The following is an 18260-nucleotide window of genomic DNA, read 5'->3' as shown; positions in this document are numbered from 1 at the left end:
GCATGGCTGTCTTCGACTATCAGGCAATCGGCACGGACGGAAAGAAGACGCGCGGCGTCATTACCGCAGACTCGGCGCGCGCAGCCCGCAAGGAACTGCGCCTGCGCCAGCTTTCGCCGCTCTCCATCGCCGAGAGCCGGAAAGTCCGCGAAGGCACGTCAGCGACGGGCCATGACCAGAAGCTCGCGGGTAGTGACCTCGTCGTCGCGACCCGCCAGCTGGCGCTCCTTGTAAAGGCTGGCACACCGGTCGAGGAAGCCATCGGCTCCGTCGCGGCTGAGGCTGAAAAGCCCGCCACACGCAAGGTCTTCCTCGGCGTGCGCTCTTCCATCACCGATGGTCATTCCGTTCCCGAAGCATTGAACACGGCGCCGAAAGCCTTTCCGCCCTTCTACCGGGCCGTGGTGTCGGCCGGGCAGTCGTCAGGCCGGCTGGATGAGGTGCTGGAGCGGCTCGCCGTCCACCTCGAAAAGTCGCGCAAGATGCGCAACAAGATCCTGTCAGCGCTGATCTATCCCATTGTTCTCGGTGTCATCGCGCTGATCGTCGTGACGCTTCTCATGGTCTTCGTCGTCCCCGCTATCGTCGAACAGTTCGACACGCTGGGGCAGGACCTTCCCTGGCTCACCGAAGCCGTCATTGGCGTCTCGAACTTCCTCCGCCAGTGGGGGATCGTCGTTCTTCTCCTGCTGATTGCTGGCGTCTGGGGCCTGCGGCGCCTGTTTCGCCAGCCCAATGTGGCTGAAGCGCGCGACCGGTTCATTCTTTCACTGCCCATCATCGGGCGGCTCTCGCGCGGTGTGTCTGCGGCCGCTTTCGCGCGTACATTCGCGACCCTCTCTGCGTCTGGTTCGCCGGTGCCGGATTGCCTGAGCGCAGCGCGCGGCGCGATGTCGAACGCCGTGTTCCGGAAGGCGACCCTGTCAGTAAGACGCCGCGTGGAGGAGGGCACCGGCCTTGCCCGTGCCATGCGCGCCGAGCGGGTCTTTCCGCCCATCCTCCTCCACATGGTCGCCAGCGGTGAACGCGGCGGCGACCTAGCTGGCATGATGGAGCGCGCGGCCGACTATCTAGAGGACGAATTCGACAACGCCTCGACCGTTGCGCTTGGCCTGCTGGAGCCGATCATGATCGTGATCCTGGCGGGCATCGTCGCGCTGATCGTCCTCTCCATCATGCTGCCCATTCTTCAGATCAATCAGCTGGCCATCGGCTAGCGCCAACGGAGACAAAACTCATGTTCGCGAGAAAACACCGTCAGGCACGCTCAAAGCCAAAATCGAAAGAAGCTGGCTTCACACTGACCGAGATCATGGTCGTCGTCTTCATTATCGGCCTCCTGTCGACAGTCGTCCTGATCAATGTGCTCGGCGCCCGCACTGACGCGCAGGTAAAGACCGCGCGCACTAACATCACGGCGCTTACCAATGCGCTCGAACAATACAGCCTCGACATGTACGACTATCCGACACAACAGCAGGGCCTCGATGCGCTGGTGAACGAGCCGGACGGAGCGAGCGCTGCGGGCACTTACCGCTCTGGCGGATACGTCAATTCCATCCCGCTCGACCCGTGGGGCCGGCCATTTGTCTATGAGCGCCCGGGTGACAAGTCTGGCCGCGCCTATGACCTCTATTCGCTCGGCGCGGATGGCCAAGAGGGCGGCGAAGACGAGAACGCAGACATCGGAAACTGGAGCTAGCGCTTGCTGGCACCGCGCGCTCACCTGATCCGGCGCGATGCCGGGATGACGCTGGTCGAGGTGATGATGGTGATCTTCATCATCGGCCTTGCGACCACTGTCGCGGTGATGACGCTCCCGCCGCGTGAGCGGCCAGAAGCGCGTGTGCTGCGCGAGGTGGAAGCCGCGCTGATGCAGGCGCAGGACCGGGCCGTGCTGACGGGCGAAGTGATCGGGCTGCAGCAGACCGAAACTGGCTTCGAACTCCTCAGCTGGACGGGCGAGGAATGGCTTCCGCTTCAGGGCGGCACGCTCCGTCTGCCGGATGGCGTAGACGTCGAAATCCTGCCGCCAGAGGACCAGCGAAGGGCAGGGCAGGCAGCGCCGGAACGTATCGTCTTCAATCCGCTAGGACGCGCTGAGCCGGTTACGCTCGCCGTCAGCTGGCAGGGCTGGTCGGAGCGTGTCGAGCTCAACCCTGACGGAGAGGTCGCTAATGACGCTGGCCTCTAAACAGCAATCGAAACGCCAGCAGGGCTTCAGCCTCGTCGAGACAGTTGCCGCGCTCGGTATCCTGTCGCTGGCGGCGATCCCGCTGATGCAGCTTGCCACGAACGCTGTGCAGAACACTGGCCGCCTGGAGGCACGTCTGCTTGCCCGCACGACCGCGGAGAATGCGCTCACACGCGCCGTCTCAAGCCGGGAACCGATTGAGCTTGGCCTGTCAGAGGGCACCGAAGTCCAGATGGGGCGGCCTTTCGAATGGGGCCTGATCGTCTATCCGACAGACCGCCCGACGCTATTCCGCTTTGAGGTCAATGTGCGTGAGGAAGGCCGCGAACAGGTCCTCGCCCGGCTCATGACATTGAAGGCTGTTCCGGCACCGGCCCAGACAAGCGACACGGCAGATGATGAGGAGGGGGAGGAATGACCCGCCGTCCCACAACCTGTCAGGCAGGCTTCACGCTCGTCGAAACGCTGGTGGCGCTGCTCATCCTCTCCATCATGGCGGTGGCGGGCGGCAGCATGCTTCTTGGCGCGACAAGTGCGGGCAAGCAGGTCCGCGACCGCGAGGCCTATATCCGCTCGCTCGACATCGCGCAGGCCTATATCCGCGGTGACCTTGAAGCGGCGACACCCCGCGCAGCCGAGAGTGCAAGTGGCCGCGGCGGGCCGATGGGGCTGACAGGCGGCGAAACCTCACAGACAGACGCGCTGATCAGCTTTGTCCGCAATGGCTGGATCAACCCGGAGCAGGCAGAGGCGCGTTCCGGCCTCCAATACATCCGCTACGAGCTGACCCCCGATGGCGAGCTCGTTCGCATCGCGGCGCTGCGCCCAAACCCGATCGAGGCAACGCCCACCGTCCGGCAGGTGCTGCTGACGGGTATTGAGACTGTGAACCTCACCTTCTGGCGCGGCGATGAGATGTCGCTCTATTGGGAAAGCGCGGCAGGCGGTGCGAGCGCTGGGCTTCCGGACCGCATCGACATGGAAATCCGCTTTGATGACCAGCGGATCCTTCTTATCTCCAGCCTCGCGGGCGGGGTAGGCACATGAACCACCACGCAAAGAAGTCCGAAGAGGGCGTCGCCCTCGTCACTGTGCTAATGATCGTCGCGGCCATGTCCGTTGTCGCCGTGACGCTCAGCGCTGCCGTCATGTCGGCAACGACCCGTGCACGTACGGTTGATGCCGCCAGTCAGGCCGACTGGCTCGCCCTCGCCTCTGAGGAGGTCGGGCGCGCCCTGATCGAGGAGATGTTTACTGCCAGCGAAGGACGCCTGTCCGCCGACATGCCGGGCTTTGCCGAGCCTGTGCGCTTTCCGATCGAGGGCGGTGAGATCACGATGCGCGCGAGCGATGGCGGCAACTGCTTCAACATAAACCGGCTTGGTACTGCTGCAGCACGGCCAGATGACGGCGCCATCGGTGTAAGCGGCCCGAATGCGCCTGAAGATTATGAAAGCCTGCTGGAGCTTGCCGAGGTCGATGACCCAAATCTCACGGGCCTCGTCTATAGCGCGGCCGACTGGATCGATGCGGATCAGTCGCCAGGGCTGAACGGGGCGGAGAACGCCTATTATGCCTCACCGGGCCTTCAATACCGCACGCCGGGCCTTCCGATGGTCGACGTGTCAGAGCTTCGCGCCGTGCGCTACTACACGCCGGATGTGATGGAATTGCTGGAACCGCTGGTCTGCGCACTGCCGGGCACCGATGAGCCATCCTTCAACATTAACACGCTGACCGGTGAGCAGGCGCCGCTCCTGTCGCTGGCTTTTTCTGGTGCGCTGAGCGTCGAGGGGGCGAGAGACCTCATCTTTCAGCGGCCCGTCGGTGGCTGGCCGGACGTCGAAGCCTTTCTCACTGAACCGGCTGTCCAGCAAATCTCGCCAGAGCTTCGACGCAGTGACATGCTCGCAGTGCAATCGGAATATGTCCGCCTAGATGCCGCGGTCGACTTTGCAGGCACCCGCCGCACAGTGGAAATCATGTATCGCCGTGATGGCGCCCAGCGTATCGAGACGATATGGCGGGAGCGTAAAGGATAGATCGTGGCCAATCTCTACATCCTCATGCCAGCCTCTGAGGCCGATGCCCCGCTTTTCGGGTGGCATACGAACGGCATCTGGCGCTTTGCCGAGACGGTGCCGGAAGACGCTGATGACGTCTTCCCGGTCGCTATTGTGCCGGGCACGGCCGTCACCCGCCACTCCGTCCAGATTGCTGCTACGCGTCCCGCCGAAGTGCGTCAGGCCGCGCTCTATGCCGTTGAGGATGATGTGGCAGAGCCTGTCGACCGGCTCCACATTGCAGTCGGCCGTCCCGCTGAAGATGGCACCCGTGACGTTCTGGTGACCTCTGCGAGCGATATGGCTGGCTGGATGGCGTGGCTTTCAGCCAACCAGCTTGGCAGCTGCGATGTCGTCTCTGCCCACAGCCTCATGCCGGAGGATGCCGACGCTTTCGAAGCCCCGGACGAGATCCTGTTGCGCCGGGATGGGCGCGCCTTTGCGGTCGATACGTCGCTCCCTGACGATGTCCTTCGCTTGCTGGCACCCACGCATGGCAGGGTGCATGGCGCGGCGCTGGCGCGGCGGCTCGGGACGACGCCTGCGGGCGAAGGTGCTGTCACCGGAGAGGGCTACCTCAAAACGCTCGCGCAAGTTTACGAAACAGCTGAGCCCGGCTCGATCATCTCGCTTCGTCAGGGCGTCTATGCCCGTCGCCGCCGCATGGGTCTGGAGAGCGCCAGTCGCTGGCGCTTTGCTGGGCTGCTCGCGGCTGCTGCCGCAATCCTTTGGCTCGCCAGCATTGGCCTTGAAACCGCCGCCTATCACAGTCAGGCAGACGCCTTGCGGACGCAGACGGTGGACCTGATCTCAACCGCCGTGCCGTCGTCGAATGGCAATGTCGATGCCGCGCTGACCCAGCTTCGCCAGTCGCAGCGCATCGGCACCGCGTCCGTGCGCCCGACCATCGCCTCTGCGGCGCTCTATCAGGCACTGGCGGTGGCGGAGGGGGCCGAGATCCGCACGCTTCGCTATGACGCTGCCACCGGCCAGCTCACAGCGCTTGTGCTCATTTCCAACTATGCCGAGGCGGACGCCATTGCCGCGCAGCTTGAAACGGCAGGACTTGGCGTCACACTCGGACAGGCGCGCCAGACGGGCGATCAGGTCCTCGCCGAGCTCACGATTGAGGGGGCCGCATCATGAAGAACTGGTGGACGGGTCTCACCCTTCGCGAACAGCTGCTGATCGGCGCAGCAGGTGCGCTGCTGGCAATCCTGATCGTCTGGTATGGCATTGTCTCGCCGCTTCTGACGGCGCGGGCAGATGCACGCCTCGACCGTGAGCGCGCCGCATTCGATCTGGCACAGGTGGAGCGCCTTCTCGCGGTTCAGCGCGCACAGATGCCGCTCTCGGCGGGCGTAACCTCAGCGGGTCGCGCGCCTTACACGGGTGACGCGTTCAAGACCGAAGTCACGCGCGCCGCGCAGGGCGCAGGCCTTGCCATATCGCGCCTTCAGGGCGGGAAGGCGGGTCGTTTCTCGCTTGTTTTCGAGCAAGCTGATGCGCGCCAACTATATTACTGGATGAACGAGGTGGAGAACCGCCTCGGTGGACGGATTGAGCGTATGAGCATTGACCAGTCTTCCGGCGAGCGGGTGCGCGCGACCATCGATGTCGTGGCGGGGGGCTGAGCGGAGATGCGCGTTTTCCTGATCATCGCCGCCCTTTTAGCCCTCATCTGGGCAGGGGCATCGCAGATACCGCTTGGCTTTGCGCTTCGCCAGCTTCCGCTAAATGCCATGGGCGTGAACTGGACCCAGTCTGAGGGCACCATCTGGAATGGCCGTATCATGGGCGTCTACCTGAATGGCCAGCCGGTCGGCGACATTGATGTCGCGCTGCAGCCAGCCTCGCTCATCACAATGCAGCCGAAAGTCGATTTCCAGTGGGGCGGTGCAGGCGGACGCGGCGCCGGGAGCGTCGGCATCAGCGGCGATACGGTCAGCGCGTCGAATCTGCGGATTGAGCAGCGGATCTCCGCCATGGAGAGCCTTTCGCCGGAAGTGCGCGCTGTTGGCGGCGTGTTCCGCCTCTCGCAGGGCGCGCTCCGCATCGAGGGCAATCGGTGCACGTCTGCCACCGGGCGGCTAAGCTCCGACACGCTGTCTATCGCTGCGCAGCAATTCGGCCGCGAATTCTCCGAGCTTTCCGGCACGCTGGACTGCGTCGACGGGGCCTTCAATATCGACATGAACGGCTCCGGCCCGACTGGTGACACGGTGGCCGTCGCCGCAGAGGCAACCCTTTACGGACGATCGGAAATCAAGGTCGTCGCCAACACGAATGATGATGAGATCGAATCGCTTCTCGCAAGCGCAGGGTTCAATCGCCGTGACGGCGTCTGGACCTTCATTCGCGAGACGGGCGGCTCAGGGCAGGGGGCACAATGAACCGAATCGCAACTTCGCTTGCCGCTCTGGCGGGCCTTAGCACGCTTGCTGCTTGCGAAACTGTGGGGGCGGCAGATACCGCGTCTGCGCCTCAGGCAGCACCTGTGGAACGCTCAGCCGCTGACCAAGCACTGGCCGCGCAGGGGCTCGCGCCAGCTGTCAGTGTCATTCCCCAGTCCGGGCTTAAGGCCCAGACCCTCGCCAGCAATGAGTGCGGCCTATTCCTGTGGAGCAAGACCCAGCCTGACCGGCTGATCTTCTTCCAGCGTGCAGCAAGCGGCCAGGCCCGTATAATTATCGCCAATGAAACAGTGGATGCGGCCCAGACGGCAAATCGCGGCACCATCTTCGGCCAGTTCATGACGGAGCAGGCTTTCCTGACCCCATCGGGCCAGCAGGTGCTTGTCACTTTCCAGCCCGGTGAAGAGCTGCAGGGCGGCCAGCGCATCGAAGATGGCCGACTGACCATCACCGCCGAAGAAGGTTGGCGCACGGTCATACCGGTGCTCGGCGTAAGCGCCTGCAAGCCCTGACAGGCCCGCACCAGCAACAAACTAAAATTGTAAAGGGGAAGTGGCTCCGCGAGTAGGACTCGAACCTACGACCGGGCGATTAACAGTCGCCTGCTCTACCAACTGAGCTATCGCGGATCACTTGCGAGACGGCTCCAATACCAGAGCAAACGCGCGTGTCAAACTCCCCGCTGCAGCGCCTGACAAAAAAAGGGCGGGAGACTGAAAATCTCCCGCCGAGGCGTTGGGTGATGGTGGGTGTCTCCAAAGAAGACGAGTGTAGGTATGAGTCGGAATGGTTAATGCGTCGTAAAAGGATTAACGAAAATCCCGCTGGGATTCACAATAGTCCAGTCACCATCGAAAAACCCTGTCTGCAGTGGGTTTTCACTAGAGCGTTTTCCGACTTCGACGGGAACGCGGAGGCGAGCAAGGCGAGCCCGGCGCGAATGCGCCGCCCCCGCGGAGCCGCCCGCATCAGCGGGCTGGCGTGAGCGCAAACAAACCGACGACCGATCCCGCTGAAAGCGGAATTGGTCTAGGCGTCCTTGTAGACAGGCTTCCGCTTCTCGATGAAGGCCTGCATGCCTTCCTTAACGTCTTCCGTGCCTGCGCAGAGTACCTGATTCCGGTTCTCGATCGCCATTGCCGCCTCAAGGCTGGCCGCATCAACCGCCATGTTGAGACCTTCCTTGGTGAGGCGGAGGCCCATGGGGGAGGTCGCCAGCATCTCTTCGACGAAAACCTCGCCTGCCGAATCAAGCTCGGCGTCCGGCACGATCTGGTTGACGAGGCCGACAGCGAGCGCGCGGTCCGCATGGATGAAGCGGCCGGTCATCATCAGCTCTGAGGCAATCGTCACCCCGACAAGGCGCGGCAGGAAATAGCTGACGCCCATATCGCAGGCCGAGAGGCCAAGCTTGATGAAAGCGGCATTCATTTTCATGCTCTCGCCGCCAATACGGATGTCGGAGGCCAGCGCAAAGGCGAAGCCGCCGCCGCAGGCTGCGCCCTGGATCAGTGAGATGATCGGCTGGGGGCAACGGCGCATCTTGATGTAGACGTCCGCGAGATAGCCCTGAAAGCCAAACCCGCCGCCAAACGGCGACTCGCCTTCGCCGCGTGCCTTGATGTCGAGTCCGGCACAGAATGCGCGCCCGGCCCCTTTCATCACGACGATTCGGCAATCGCGGTTGTGAAACAGCCCGCCAAAATAGTCAGACAGCTCACCCACCATCTCAGTGTTGATGGCGTTCAGCATGTCCGGGCGGTTGAGCGTCAGATAGTGCACGCCGCCGCGCACCTCGACGCTTATCGTCTTGTAATCGTACATGGAGTTTCTCCCTTTGGCTCTAGCGTGAGCCCTGGCCGTCATCGACGCGGATACAGGTGCCTGTGACGGCATCTGAAGACGGGCCGACCAGGAACAGGAGCGCAGCGTCCAGCTGGGCCGGATTGCCGATCCGCTTGCGCGGGAAGTGCTGGGCAATGTCGCCCATCCGTTCCAGCATGCCGTCCATCATCTCGGACTCAAAAGCGCCCGGCGCGATGGCATTGACGTTGATATGATTGCGGCTCCACTCGACCGACAGCGTCTCGGTAATCCGCACGACGGCGGACTTGGACACCGAATAGAGCGCTGCGCCATTGCCAGCATAATGATAGGCTGCGGCTGACGCGATATTGACGATCCGCCCCGGCTTGTCCGCAGCCATGAGGCGGCGAGCCACTTCACAGCTGAGAACGAACGGCGCGCGCACATTGATGTCCAGCACGCGGTCGATCAGCTCAATATCCATCTTGTGGGCGCGCTGGGCGTCCGGGATACCCGCATTGTTGACGAGGATGGTGACAGTGCCGAGGGCCTCTTCAGTCTTGGCGACAGCGGCAACCATCTGGTCGGCATCCGTGGCGTCCATCTGGACGGGCAGGGCGGTGCCGCCTGCCTCCTCGATCTCCTTTGCCAGCGCTTCCAGCCGGTCGAGGCGGCGGGCCGCGATCGCGACCTTGGCGCCCTGACTTGCGAGAACCTTGGCAAAGCGAAGACCAAGGCCGGAGGACGCGCCGGTGACCAGCGCGACCTGTCCTGAAAGGTCGGTCGAATTGTTGGGCAGGGGATAGCTCATGCTTTCGCCTTTCCGCTTGTCGGGATTTCCTTGAACGGAACGTCCTTGTCGACGCGGATATCGCCCGGCAGGCCGAGAACGCGTTCGCCAATGATGTTGCGCAGGATCTCGTCAGACCCGCCTTCGATCCGCGTCGCCGGTGAGCGCATCAGCATGGCCTGGAAGCGGCCATTCTGAGGGCTGTCTTCGTTCCAGACGACGCCAGCCTCGCCCTGAAGGTCGAGCGCATACATGGCGAGTTCCTGCATCGTCGCGCCCGCCACCAGCTTGCCGATGGAGTTCTCTGGTCCCGGCGTCTCACCTTTGGAAAGCGCTGAGATCGCGCGCATGCCAGTGTATTTGAGACCGCTTTGTTTGACCGCGAACTGGGCGAGCTTGGAGCGCACGCCTGAATCGGCGGTCGCCGCTTCGCCGTCGATCTCCATGTCCATGCAGAATTTGAACAGCTCCGGAAAGCCAGTCGACATGCCAGAGCCGATGGAGAGGCGCTCATTCATCAGCGTGGTGAGCGAGACCTTCCAGCCCTGACCAACATCGCCAAGGCGCTGATCGTCAGGAATGCGGACATCGTCGAAATAAACCTCGTTGAAGCCCGATGCGCCGTTCGCCTGCCTGATCGGCACGACCTTCACGCCGGGGCTGTCCATGCGCAGGAAGAACATGGTGAGGCCCTTATGCTTTGGCACGTCCGGGTCAGTACGCGTGATGAGAAGACCCCAGTCAGAGTTCTGCGCGCCGCTGGTCCAGATCTTCTGGCCATTGATGATCCAGTCGCCGGATCCATCATCGGCCTTCACTGCCTTGGTGCGCAGGCCTGCAAGGTCAGAGCCGCTGGCCGGCTCGGAGAAGAGCTGGCACCAGACTTCCTCGCCGCTTGCGAGCGGGGGCAGGAGCTTTTCCTTCCACTCTTCATTGGCCCATTCCATCACGGTCGGGCCGCACATGCCGTGGCCAATCGTGAACAGGCCGGAAAGGACGGCGTATGGGCCTTCTTCCTGGCTCCAGATCACGCGTTCCATGGCAGAGCGTGCGCCGCCGCCATATTCCTTCGGCCAGTGCAGGCAGGCCCATCCGGCTTCGGCTTTCTTCTTCTGCCACGCCTTGGACGCCTTGATCGGGTCTTCGCTCTCGAGGCCGTTGGAGCCGAAGCTTGCGCGCTTCAGCTCTGGCTCAAGGTGTTTCGGGGCATTCGCATCGAGCCAGCTGCGGACCTCTTTGCGAAATTCAGCTTCTTGCGGTGTATCGTTGAAATCCATTGTCTTTTTCCTTCCCTTCTAGGCGGCCGCTTCGACATTTCCGGCGCTCATCCGTTCGATGAGCAGGCTCTCCCAGGTGGAGAGCGAGCCGATGGTCAGGGCCAATGCATTGGAGCGGCGGTAATAGAGGTGGCAGTCGAACGCCCAGGTGAAGCCCATGCCGCCATGGACCTGGATGTTGTTCTTGGCGCAGTGCTGGAACGCATTGGTCGCCGAAACGCGGGCCGTCGCTGCCGCGATCGGTAGCTCTGCTGCGCTGGAGGAGAGCGCCCATGCACCATAGTAGCAGTTGGACCGGGCCAGCGTGGCAGAGACATACATATCCGCAAGGATGTGTTTCACGGCCTGGAATGAGCCGATCTGACGACCGAAGGCCATACGCTCCAGAGCATAGTCGCGGCCCATTTCCAGCGCGCGGTCGGCGCCGCCCAGCTGTTCGAAGCCGATCAGGATCGCGGCGCGGTCCATCACCTGCGTTGCGATATGCCAGCCATCGCCGGCGCTGCCGATACGGGTGGCCGGCGTGGCGTCAAAGGTCAGCTTCGCCTGGCCGCGTGTCGGGTCGATCGAATCGAGGGTTTCGCGGGTCACGCCGCTGCCCGAAAGGTCGACGAGGCAGAGCGACAGCTCACCGCCTTCCTTGGCCAGTACGATGGCAAAGTCCGCAATCTCGCCATCCGTGATTGGCGCCTTCGAGCCGGACACCGTCTTGCCATCGAAGGTCAGGGCGACTTTCGAAGGCTGCATGCGTCCGCTGCCTTCATTGATGGCCCAGCAGCCAATGGCCTCACCGGCGGAGATCTTCGGCAGCCATGCCTGCTTCTGGTCTTCGCTGCCAGCCTGCATAAGGCATTCGGCACCGAGATATACGGTCGAGGCGACCGGCACGGGCGCAAGGACGCGGCCAAGCTCTTCTGCAACGACGCAAAGCTCAAGGTGACCAAGCCCAACACCGCCATATTCTTCCGGGATTGCCGCGCCCAGCACACCAAGATCAGCCAGACCCTGATAGAGCTTGGCGTCATAGGCGTCGCCGCCCTCCAGAATGGCCCGCACAGCGGCTGGCGGACAGTTTTCCTTCAGGAAGCGTCGCACCTGATCGCGCAACTGTTTCTGTTCATCTGAGAAATCGAGATTCATCGGTTTCCACCCTCATGGTTAGAAGTCTGTGCGCGAAAATTGCGCCGTCGTTTTTGGTTATGCCGAGAAAAGAGAGCCATCCCGGCGGGTCAGTCAATCATGCCGCCACGTTACGCCCGTAGGGGCAGGTTGCCGGTCATGACGGGTCTGGCGCGGGCGCTGTGACGATGGCGCAGATCGTGTGGATAAAGTGGTCCAGCACTTCGGTCGTCGACCAGATCGAATGCGCGCGGCTATCGTCGGCAAGGCGCGTCTCTCGCGCAGCGAGGACGGCGCCAAGATAGGATTCGATGAACACGATCCGTTCGGTCTGAAGGCGCGGTGGCAGGTGGCTCATCCGGGCGCGCAGCAGCTTGATGCAGCGCTGAAAGCCTGTGTTCCACTGGCCCGCAAGGGCATCCATGAACAGGGCGCGATGGGTCATCGCGAACAGGACGACGAAGCGATTATAGCATTCTTCCTCTCCGGGTTCGGCAAGCCCGATTGAGGGGTAGACGAGGATACGCACGACGTCTTCCAGCGCCGGGTCACCGCTATCGGCTTCGATTCGGGCAAGCTCTGCGTGACGGCGGGCATCGATCAGCCTGGCCCCGTCCACCACCAGCGCGCGGATAAGTTCAGCCTTCGATCCGAAGTGATAACCGACGGCGCCATGATTCTTCTGGCCCGCTGCGCTGGCGATCTCGCGCACGGTTACCCCGTCCACGCCGCGCTCTGCGAACAGTTTCATGGCGGCCCGCTTCAGGGCGCCAACCGCGTCGGATTCAGTTTTGTCGTGCAGGCGTACCATGGGGAAGGCTTGTCTTTTCGCATCTTGTTCGTCAAGCATATTATCCAAATGATTTAATGGAGAGGAAACGTGGAGACAGGAGTGGACCTGACGCGGCTCGCGTCATGGATGGATGAGCAGGCGCTTGGCAGCGGCCCCATCGAAAACGCTGTCCGCCTCGCTGGCGGCACGCAGAACATCCTGCTGAAGTTCGACAGGGCAGGGCGCACCTGTATCCTGCGCCGTCCGCCCCCATCGCTCCGCGCCAATTCGAACGAAACAATGCGCCGCGAAGCCCGCGTGCTGGCGGCGATTGCTGGCTCAGACGTTCCCCATCCCGGCCTCATCGCGGCCTGCGGCGATGAAGATGTGCTCGGGGCCGCGTTCTACCTGATGGAGCCGGTAGACGGGTATGCGCCTTCACAGGGACTACCCGAACCCTTCGTCAGCTCGCCAGAACTTCGCCACGAGATGGGCCTGTCTCTCGTCGATGGTATCGCGGCTTTGGGCGCGCTAGATTACAAGGCGGTCGGTCTCGACGGGTTCGGCAAGCCGGACAATTATCTGGAGCGCCAGGTCAGTCGCTGGAAGTCGCAGCTGGAAAGCTACAACGACTTTCCCGAATGGGACGGCCGCAAGGACATTCCCGGCATCAACCGCGTTGGTGACTGGCTGGAAGCGAACCGCCCGGACAGCTTCCAGCCCGGCATCATTCACGGCGACTATCACCTTGGCAATGTCATGTACCGCTTCGACCGGCCTGAACTCGCCGCCATTGTGGACTGGGAGCTGACAACGATTGGCGACCCGTTGCTCGATCTTGGCTGGCTGATGGCCACCTGGCCTGATGAGGTGGATACCTCGGACGAAGGCACGGTCGCTGTCCAGCCCTGGGAGGGCTTCCCAACGGCCAGGGAACTCATCGCCCACTACGCGACGCAGACCGAGCGCGACCTCTCCGCGATCGACTGGTACGGCGTTCTCGCCTGCTACAAGCTCGGCATCATCCTCGAGGGCACATATGCGCGCGCCTGCGCCGGCAAGGCGCCCAAGGACATCGGCGACAATCTTCACAGCAGAACAATCTGGCTGCTCGAGCGCGCCCTGCGCTGGATCAGCTGAACCACATTCAAGGGACAAGGAAACAAGCCATGCAGTTTGAATACAGCCAGAAGACCAAAGACCTGATCGCCCGCGTCGAAGCCTTCTTCGACAAATACGTCTACCCGACAGAGGAAGAGTATCATGAATGGGATGAGGACCCGGCCAATCTCTGGGTCCGCTGGCCGGGCATCGACAAGATCAAGGAGCACGCCAAGGCTGAAGGCCTGTGGAACCTGTTCCTGCCGGAAGAATATGGCGATTACAGCCCGGGCCTGACCAATATGGAATACGCGCCGCTCGCAGAGATCATGGGCCGCGTGCCGCATTCATCCGAATTCTTCAACTGCTCGGCGCCCGACACCGGCAATATGGAAGTCCTCGCAAAGTATGGCTCGCCCGAGCAGAAGAAGAAGTGGCTGGAGCCGCTTCTGGCCGGTGAAATCCGCTCTGCTTACGTGATGACAGAGCCTCAGGTTGCCTCGTCCGACGCAACCAACCTTGAAATGACCATCCTCCCGGACGGCGACGACTATGTTATCAATGGCCGCAAATGGTGGATTTCGGGTGCAATGAACCCGAAATGCAAGATCTGGATCGTCATGGGCAAGACGCTGCTCGACAATCCGCGTCACCAGCAGCACTCGCAAATCCTTGTTGAGCCGGACACGCCCGGCATCACCATTGTGCGTCACCTGACCGTGTTCGGCTCCAAGAACTCACCGGGCGGCGAATGTGAGCTTCGCTTCGACAATGTCCGCGTGCCGAAGGAGAACATGATCCTCGGCGAAGGCCGCGGCTTCGAAATCGCGCAGGGCCGTCTCGGGCCGGGCCGCATCCATCACTGCATGCGCTCCATCGGTCAGGCGCAGCGGGCGCTGGAGATCATGGCGCGTCGGGCAGAGAACCGCGTCGCCTTCGGCAAGAAGCTCTCGGACCAGAGCTCGATCCGGCAGGACATTGCGAAGAGCTTTTGTGAGATCGAGATGGCACGCCTTCTGACGCTGAAGGCCGCCGATGCGATGGACCGGTTCGGCAACAAGCAGGCGAAAGACCTGATTGGCGCCATCAAGGTGATCGCGCCGCAAATGGCGCAGACGGTCTGCGACCGTGCTATTCAGGTGCATGGCGGCATGGGTGTCAGCAATGACACGCCAATCGCACGTTTCTTCACGCTGAACAGGTTCCTGCGCATCGCGGACGGCCCGGACGAGGTGCACATGTCCCAGCTCGGAAAGCTGAAGATCCGCGAATACAACGCGCCAAATGTGAACTGAGGGCAGGGAGGTAGATCATGAAAGCACTCGTCTATCGCGGGCCAAAGGATATCGCCTTCGAAACCGTGCCCGATCCCGGCCTTCAGGAAGAGCGGGACGCCATCATCAAGGTCGACAAATGCGCGATCTGTGGCAGCGACCTTCACATCTATCACGGCGAAACCTTCTCTGAAGATACCGGCTATTGTGTCGGCCACGAGGCCGTTGGCGAAGTGGTCGAGACGGGCCGCTCCGTCCATCAGCTGAAGGTTGGTGACAAGGTGATGATTTCGGCGGCGGTCGGTTGCGGCCAGTGCCGGTATTGTCTCGCAGGGGTCGTGAACAAGTGTGAGACCAATTCCGGCAGCTGTTATGGCCTGTCGGCGGCCTTGCAGGGCTCACAGGCCGAATTTGTCCGCGTCCCGGCGGCAGATTTCAACGCCGCAAAAATTCCTGAAGGCATTACCATGGAGCAGGCGCTGCTCATGACCGATGCGATGGCGACCGCCTGGTTCGGTGTGCGCAATGCGGACATTGCCCGCGGAGCGACCGTGGCAGTGGTCGGCCTTGGACCGATCGGCCTGATGGCGGCTGAAGGCGCATTGGCCGTCGGTGCCTCGCGCGTCTTTGGCATCGACATCGTCGAGGAACGCCGCGCCATAGGCCGCAGCATTGGTCTCGAAACGCCAGATCCCGAAACCGCTCGCGAATATATCAAGGAAGCCACCAAGGGCCGGATGTGTGACAGCGTGATCGAAGCGGTGGGCCACTCGGCAACGATTCGCGCTGCGCTTGGCTTTGCAGGCAAGCGGGGAACTGTCTCGGTGATCGGCGTCAATCAGGACCGGTCCATGGACTTCCCGATGGCCAAGGCATTCGCCATGGGGCTCACCTTCCGGATCGGGACGTGTTCAGTGCCGCAGGAATGGCCGGAGCTGATCCCACTGATCCAGTCGGGCCGGATAAAGCCGGAACGCTATATCAGCCACACGCTGCCACTGTCTGATGGTGCGCATGCCTATGATATCTTCGACCGCCGCGTCGACGGCGCCATGAAAATGGTCTTCGACGTCGCGTGATGTCTTTTTCCGGCTGGGGAATTTCTCTGGAGGCCCCGGCCGGAATCGAACCGGCGTACACGGATTTGCAATCCGCTGCGTCACCACTCCGCCACAGGGCCGTGCCGAGAGAAGGAGCGTCGAATAGCAGCGCTCCGTGTCGCATGCAATGTGCGATTGCGGCGTTTCGCACATAGGCCCGCCGTTGCACCTTCAGGCGGGCTAAGATAAGGCGACTGCAAGCAGCACTTATTGCCTGAAAGGTTGCGCCAATGGACTTTGCGAAGATGCGCCGGATCATGGTGGATTCACAGATCCGCCCGAATGATGTGACCGATCCCGAGATCGTGTCGGCCTTCCTGCGCACCCCGCGCGAAGCGTTCGTGCCAAAGAGCGCGCAGTCCATCGCCTATGCAGAGTGTGAGATCGAGACGAGCGAAGGCCGCTCGCTCTGGACCCCGCGCGACATCGGCAAGATGATCAAGTCTCTCGACCCTCAACCAAATGACATCGCGCTCGTGATTGGCGCAGGTGCAGGATATGAAACGGCCATCCTCTCCCATCTCTGCGAAACCGTGATCGCTCTGGAAGAAGACGAGGACCTCGTCGATGAGCTGACAGCGAAACTCGCCAGCCTCGACTATGACCGCGCCGTCGCCGTACAGGGTGACCTTCGCGAAGGTCTCGCCGATCAGGCGCCATTCGACATCATTCTCGTCTGCGGCCTTATTGAGCAGGCACCCGAAGCCTGGTTCAGCCAGCTTGCAGAGGGCGGCCGCCTCGGTGCGCCAGTCGTTGCGGGACGTGATCTAGGCCGGGCACGCATCTGGACCAAGGCAGGCGAAACCGTCTCGTACCGCGAAGTCTTTGACTGCTGCCCGCCGGGCCTTGCTGGGTTTGAAAAGCCGAAAAGCTTCGTTTTCTAGCGCAGCGCCGACGCTGTCCTGATCACAGTCTGGCTTCCCTTGGGCGAACGTCGCTCAGGAAGTGAACGCTGTTCACTTTTTTCGAAAAGACGTATAGGGTCACCCTTGCCGAGGGAGGGCACGACCGATGCGTCGCATAAGAAAAACGGCGTCATTGCTGGTAACCGGACTTGCGATCACAGCATTGCCGGCCAGCGCAGAAACGCTGCAGGATGCCTTGTCGGCGGCCTGGCTGAACAATCCGGTGCTTGAGGCTGAGCGCGACTCAACTGAAATCGCCAGCGAACGGATTGAGCAGGCGCGCGCCCAGAGAAAGCCGCGCGTTACGCTCTTCGGCAGCTATGTCTACGAATCGATCGATTCGAACCGGCCTTTTGCCTTTAATCTCGGCGACCGTCCCGTCGCCTCGGCGCAGCTCGAAGCGCGCTTGCCCGTCTATACGGGTGGCCGGCTGAACGCAGGCATCGCGCAGGCTGAAACGGGCGCGCTCGCCGCCTTGGCGCAGCTTGAAGCGACCGGTCAGTCCATCCTGCTCGATACGCTTATCGCCTATGTCGACATCATCCGGGCACGCGAAGTCATCGCGATCCGCGAGAACAGCATCCGCCTTCTGGAGGGCCAGTTCACCGCAGCGTCTGACCGGTTCGAGGTTGGTGACACGACACGCACCGATGTGTCGCTCGCCCGCGCCCGCCTGGAAGGTGGCCGCGCCGCACTCGCCTCTGCGCAGGCGGATCTTGAGGCAGCGCTCGCTCAATATGCGCTCCTCACCGGGCTTGAGGCGTCAGACATGCTGGCACCCGTGCCGCCGCTGCCAGAACTGCCGGAGACATTCGAAGCTGCGCTCGCCCGCGCGCTGGACGCCAATCCTGATATCGAAGCGGCACGTCTGGGAGAGCAGGCGGCACGTCAGGGCGTCGAAGTCGCCCGCGGCGCACTGAAGCCTGAAGTGTCCGTGATCGCGCAGGCCGGCGTCCAGGAATATCACACAGACGGCTTCACTGATTCGAGCATCGTTGCGGGCGCGCAGGCCAGCGTTCCGCTTTTTACCGGCGGGCTGAACACATCTCTCGTCCGCGAAGCCCAGATCGCCCGCCGGCAGGCCAACAGCCAGATCGCCCTCAGCGAACGAATCGTCCGCACGCAGGTCGCGCGCGCCTGGTACAGTTTTCAGGCGGCTGACCGCGCTGTCGATGCGTCTGCAAGGCAGGTCGAGGCGGCAGAACTTGCCTATGAAGGCGCACAGGAAGAGCTCAGCGTTGGCGTACGCACCACGCTTGATGTGCTCGATCAGGAGCAGCAGCTTCTGGAGGCGCGCCTGTCACGTGTGACTGCCGAACGCGACCGCTATGTTGCCGCCCATGCACTGCTTGCCGCGATGGGGGATTTGACACCCACCCGTCTCGGGCTTCAACGTGGTTAAGGACTGACACGAAAGTTCGCCTGACCGGTGTATTCGCGTTCGA

The 18260-nt window shown here is 62.4% G+C and carries 20 protein-coding genes and 2 tRNA genes; 15 read left to right on the top strand and 7 right to left on the bottom strand.

The window, feature by feature from the left end; all coding sequences use genetic code 11:
• Positions 1-2 precede the first annotated feature (2 nt).
• Genes gspF through D1222_RS12190 form a run of 10 tightly spaced genes read left to right on the top strand, consistent with a single transcriptional unit; the run spans position 3 to position 7183 of the window.
• Positions 3-1217 carry a type II secretion system inner membrane protein GspF gene (gspF, locus tag D1222_RS12235; protein ID WP_119454532.1) on the top strand — a complete coding sequence of 405 codons (1215 nt, stop codon included), beginning with the start codon at positions 3-5 and terminating at the stop codon, positions 1215-1217.
• Between the two features lie 20 nt (positions 1218-1237).
• Positions 1238-1702: a type II secretion system major pseudopilin GspG gene (gene gspG / locus D1222_RS12230; RefSeq protein ID WP_119454531.1), complete on the top strand. Its 465-nt coding sequence runs from the start codon at positions 1238-1240 to the stop codon at positions 1700-1702.
• 3 nt (positions 1703-1705) lie between these two features.
• Complete coding sequence (locus D1222_RS12225; RefSeq protein ID WP_119454530.1) at positions 1706-2194, top strand: GspH/FimT family pseudopilin; 489 nt, start codon at positions 1706-1708, stop codon at positions 2192-2194.
• Positions 2178-2612 (top strand): type II secretion system minor pseudopilin GspI, encoded by a 435-nt coding sequence (gene gspI / locus D1222_RS12220; RefSeq protein WP_119454529.1) that lies wholly within the window; start codon positions 2178-2180, stop codon positions 2610-2612. The genes D1222_RS12225 and gspI overlap by 17 nt, the downstream gene beginning before the upstream one ends.
• Positions 2609-3241 (top strand): type II secretion system minor pseudopilin GspJ, encoded by a 633-nt coding sequence (gspJ, locus tag D1222_RS12215; protein WP_119454528.1) that lies wholly within the window; start codon positions 2609-2611, stop codon positions 3239-3241. The genes gspI and gspJ overlap by 4 nt, the downstream gene beginning before the upstream one ends.
• A complete protein-coding gene (gene gspK, locus D1222_RS12210) occupies positions 3238-4236 on the top strand; it encodes a type II secretion system minor pseudopilin GspK (RefSeq protein WP_119454527.1) in 999 nt (332 codons plus the stop codon). The genes gspJ and gspK overlap by 4 nt, the downstream gene beginning before the upstream one ends.
• 3 nt (positions 4237-4239) lie before the next feature.
• A complete protein-coding gene (gene gspL / locus D1222_RS12205) occupies positions 4240-5403 on the top strand; it encodes a type II secretion system protein GspL (protein ID WP_119454526.1) in 1164 nt (387 codons plus the stop codon).
• A complete protein-coding gene (gspM, locus tag D1222_RS12200) occupies positions 5400-5891 on the top strand; it encodes a type II secretion system protein GspM (protein ID WP_119454525.1) in 492 nt (163 codons plus the stop codon). The genes gspL and gspM overlap by 4 nt, the downstream gene beginning before the upstream one ends.
• A 6-nt stretch (positions 5892-5897) precedes the next feature.
• Positions 5898-6650, top strand: a complete 753-nt coding sequence (gene gspN / locus D1222_RS12195; protein WP_119454524.1) for a type II secretion system protein N — start codon at positions 5898-5900, stop codon at positions 6648-6650.
• Positions 6647-7183 (top strand): hypothetical protein, encoded by a 537-nt coding sequence (locus tag D1222_RS12190; RefSeq protein WP_119454523.1) that lies wholly within the window; start codon positions 6647-6649, stop codon positions 7181-7183. Before gspN ends, D1222_RS12190 begins: the two co-directional genes overlap by 4 nt.
• A gap of 41 nt (positions 7184-7224) precedes the next feature.
• Here the strand turns inward: D1222_RS12190 and D1222_RS12185 are convergent.
• The 6 genes from D1222_RS12185 to D1222_RS12155 all read right to left on the bottom strand — a co-directional run bounded on the left by D1222_RS12185 (position 7225) and on the right by D1222_RS12155 (position 12414).
• A tRNA-Asn gene (locus tag D1222_RS12185) sits at positions 7225-7300 on the bottom strand.
• A gap of 400 nt (positions 7301-7700) precedes the next feature.
• Positions 7701-8495 (bottom strand): enoyl-CoA hydratase/isomerase family protein, encoded by a 795-nt coding sequence (locus tag D1222_RS12175; protein WP_119454521.1) that lies wholly within the window; start codon positions 8493-8495, stop codon positions 7701-7703.
• Between the two features lie 19 nt (positions 8496-8514).
• A complete protein-coding gene (locus tag D1222_RS12170) occupies positions 8515-9288 on the bottom strand; it encodes an SDR family NAD(P)-dependent oxidoreductase (protein ID WP_119454520.1) in 774 nt (257 codons plus the stop codon).
• The gene (locus D1222_RS12165) at positions 9285-10544 is read right to left on the bottom strand and encodes an acyl-CoA dehydrogenase family protein (RefSeq protein WP_119454519.1); all 1260 of its coding nucleotides are present in this window, start codon (positions 10542-10544) and stop codon (positions 9285-9287) included. Before D1222_RS12165 ends, D1222_RS12170 begins: the two co-directional genes overlap by 4 nt.
• Positions 10545-10562: 18 nt before the next feature.
• Entirely contained in the window at positions 10563-11684 is a 1122-nt protein-coding gene (locus D1222_RS12160) for an acyl-CoA dehydrogenase family protein (protein WP_119454518.1), read from the bottom strand.
• A 136-nt stretch (positions 11685-11820) separates the two neighbouring features.
• Positions 11821-12414, bottom strand: coding sequence for a TetR/AcrR family transcriptional regulator (locus D1222_RS12155; protein WP_233348730.1), 594 nt, complete (start codon positions 12412-12414; stop codon positions 11821-11823).
• Positions 12415-12582: 168 nt separating this feature from the next.
• On the opposite strand from D1222_RS12155, the gene D1222_RS12150 reads away from it, so the two are divergent.
• The 3 genes from D1222_RS12150 to D1222_RS12140 are packed head-to-tail and all read left to right on the top strand — an operon-like array spanning position 12583 to position 15889.
• Positions 12583-13575 (top strand): phosphotransferase family protein, encoded by a 993-nt coding sequence (locus D1222_RS12150; RefSeq protein WP_182481978.1) that lies wholly within the window; start codon positions 12583-12585, stop codon positions 13573-13575.
• Between the two features lie 29 nt (positions 13576-13604).
• Complete coding sequence (locus tag D1222_RS12145) at positions 13605-14831, top strand: acyl-CoA dehydrogenase family protein (protein WP_119454515.1); 1227 nt, start codon at positions 13605-13607, stop codon at positions 14829-14831.
• Positions 14832-14848: 17 nt separating this feature from the next.
• Entirely contained in the window at positions 14849-15889 is a 1041-nt protein-coding gene (locus D1222_RS12140) for an alcohol dehydrogenase family protein (protein ID WP_119454514.1), read from the top strand.
• Between the two features lie 27 nt (positions 15890-15916).
• Here the strand turns inward: D1222_RS12140 and D1222_RS12135 are convergent.
• Positions 15917-15990, bottom strand: a tRNA-Cys gene (locus D1222_RS12135).
• Between the two features lie 150 nt (positions 15991-16140).
• On the opposite strand from D1222_RS12135, the gene D1222_RS12130 reads away from it, so the two are divergent.
• Positions 16141-16794, top strand: a complete 654-nt coding sequence (locus tag D1222_RS12130; protein WP_119454513.1) for a protein-L-isoaspartate O-methyltransferase family protein — start codon at positions 16141-16143, stop codon at positions 16792-16794.
• Between the two features lie 127 nt (positions 16795-16921).
• Entirely contained in the window at positions 16922-18217 is a 1296-nt protein-coding gene (locus D1222_RS12125; RefSeq protein ID WP_119454512.1) for a TolC family outer membrane protein, read from the top strand.
• The last annotated feature ends 43 nt before the right edge of the window (positions 18218-18260 follow it).

It is taken from the genome of Henriciella algicola, assembly GCF_003576245.1.
Classification (GTDB): Bacteria; Pseudomonadota; Alphaproteobacteria; order Caulobacterales; family Hyphomonadaceae; genus Henriciella; species Henriciella algicola.
This window is presented reverse-complemented; position numbering and strand designations above follow the sequence as displayed.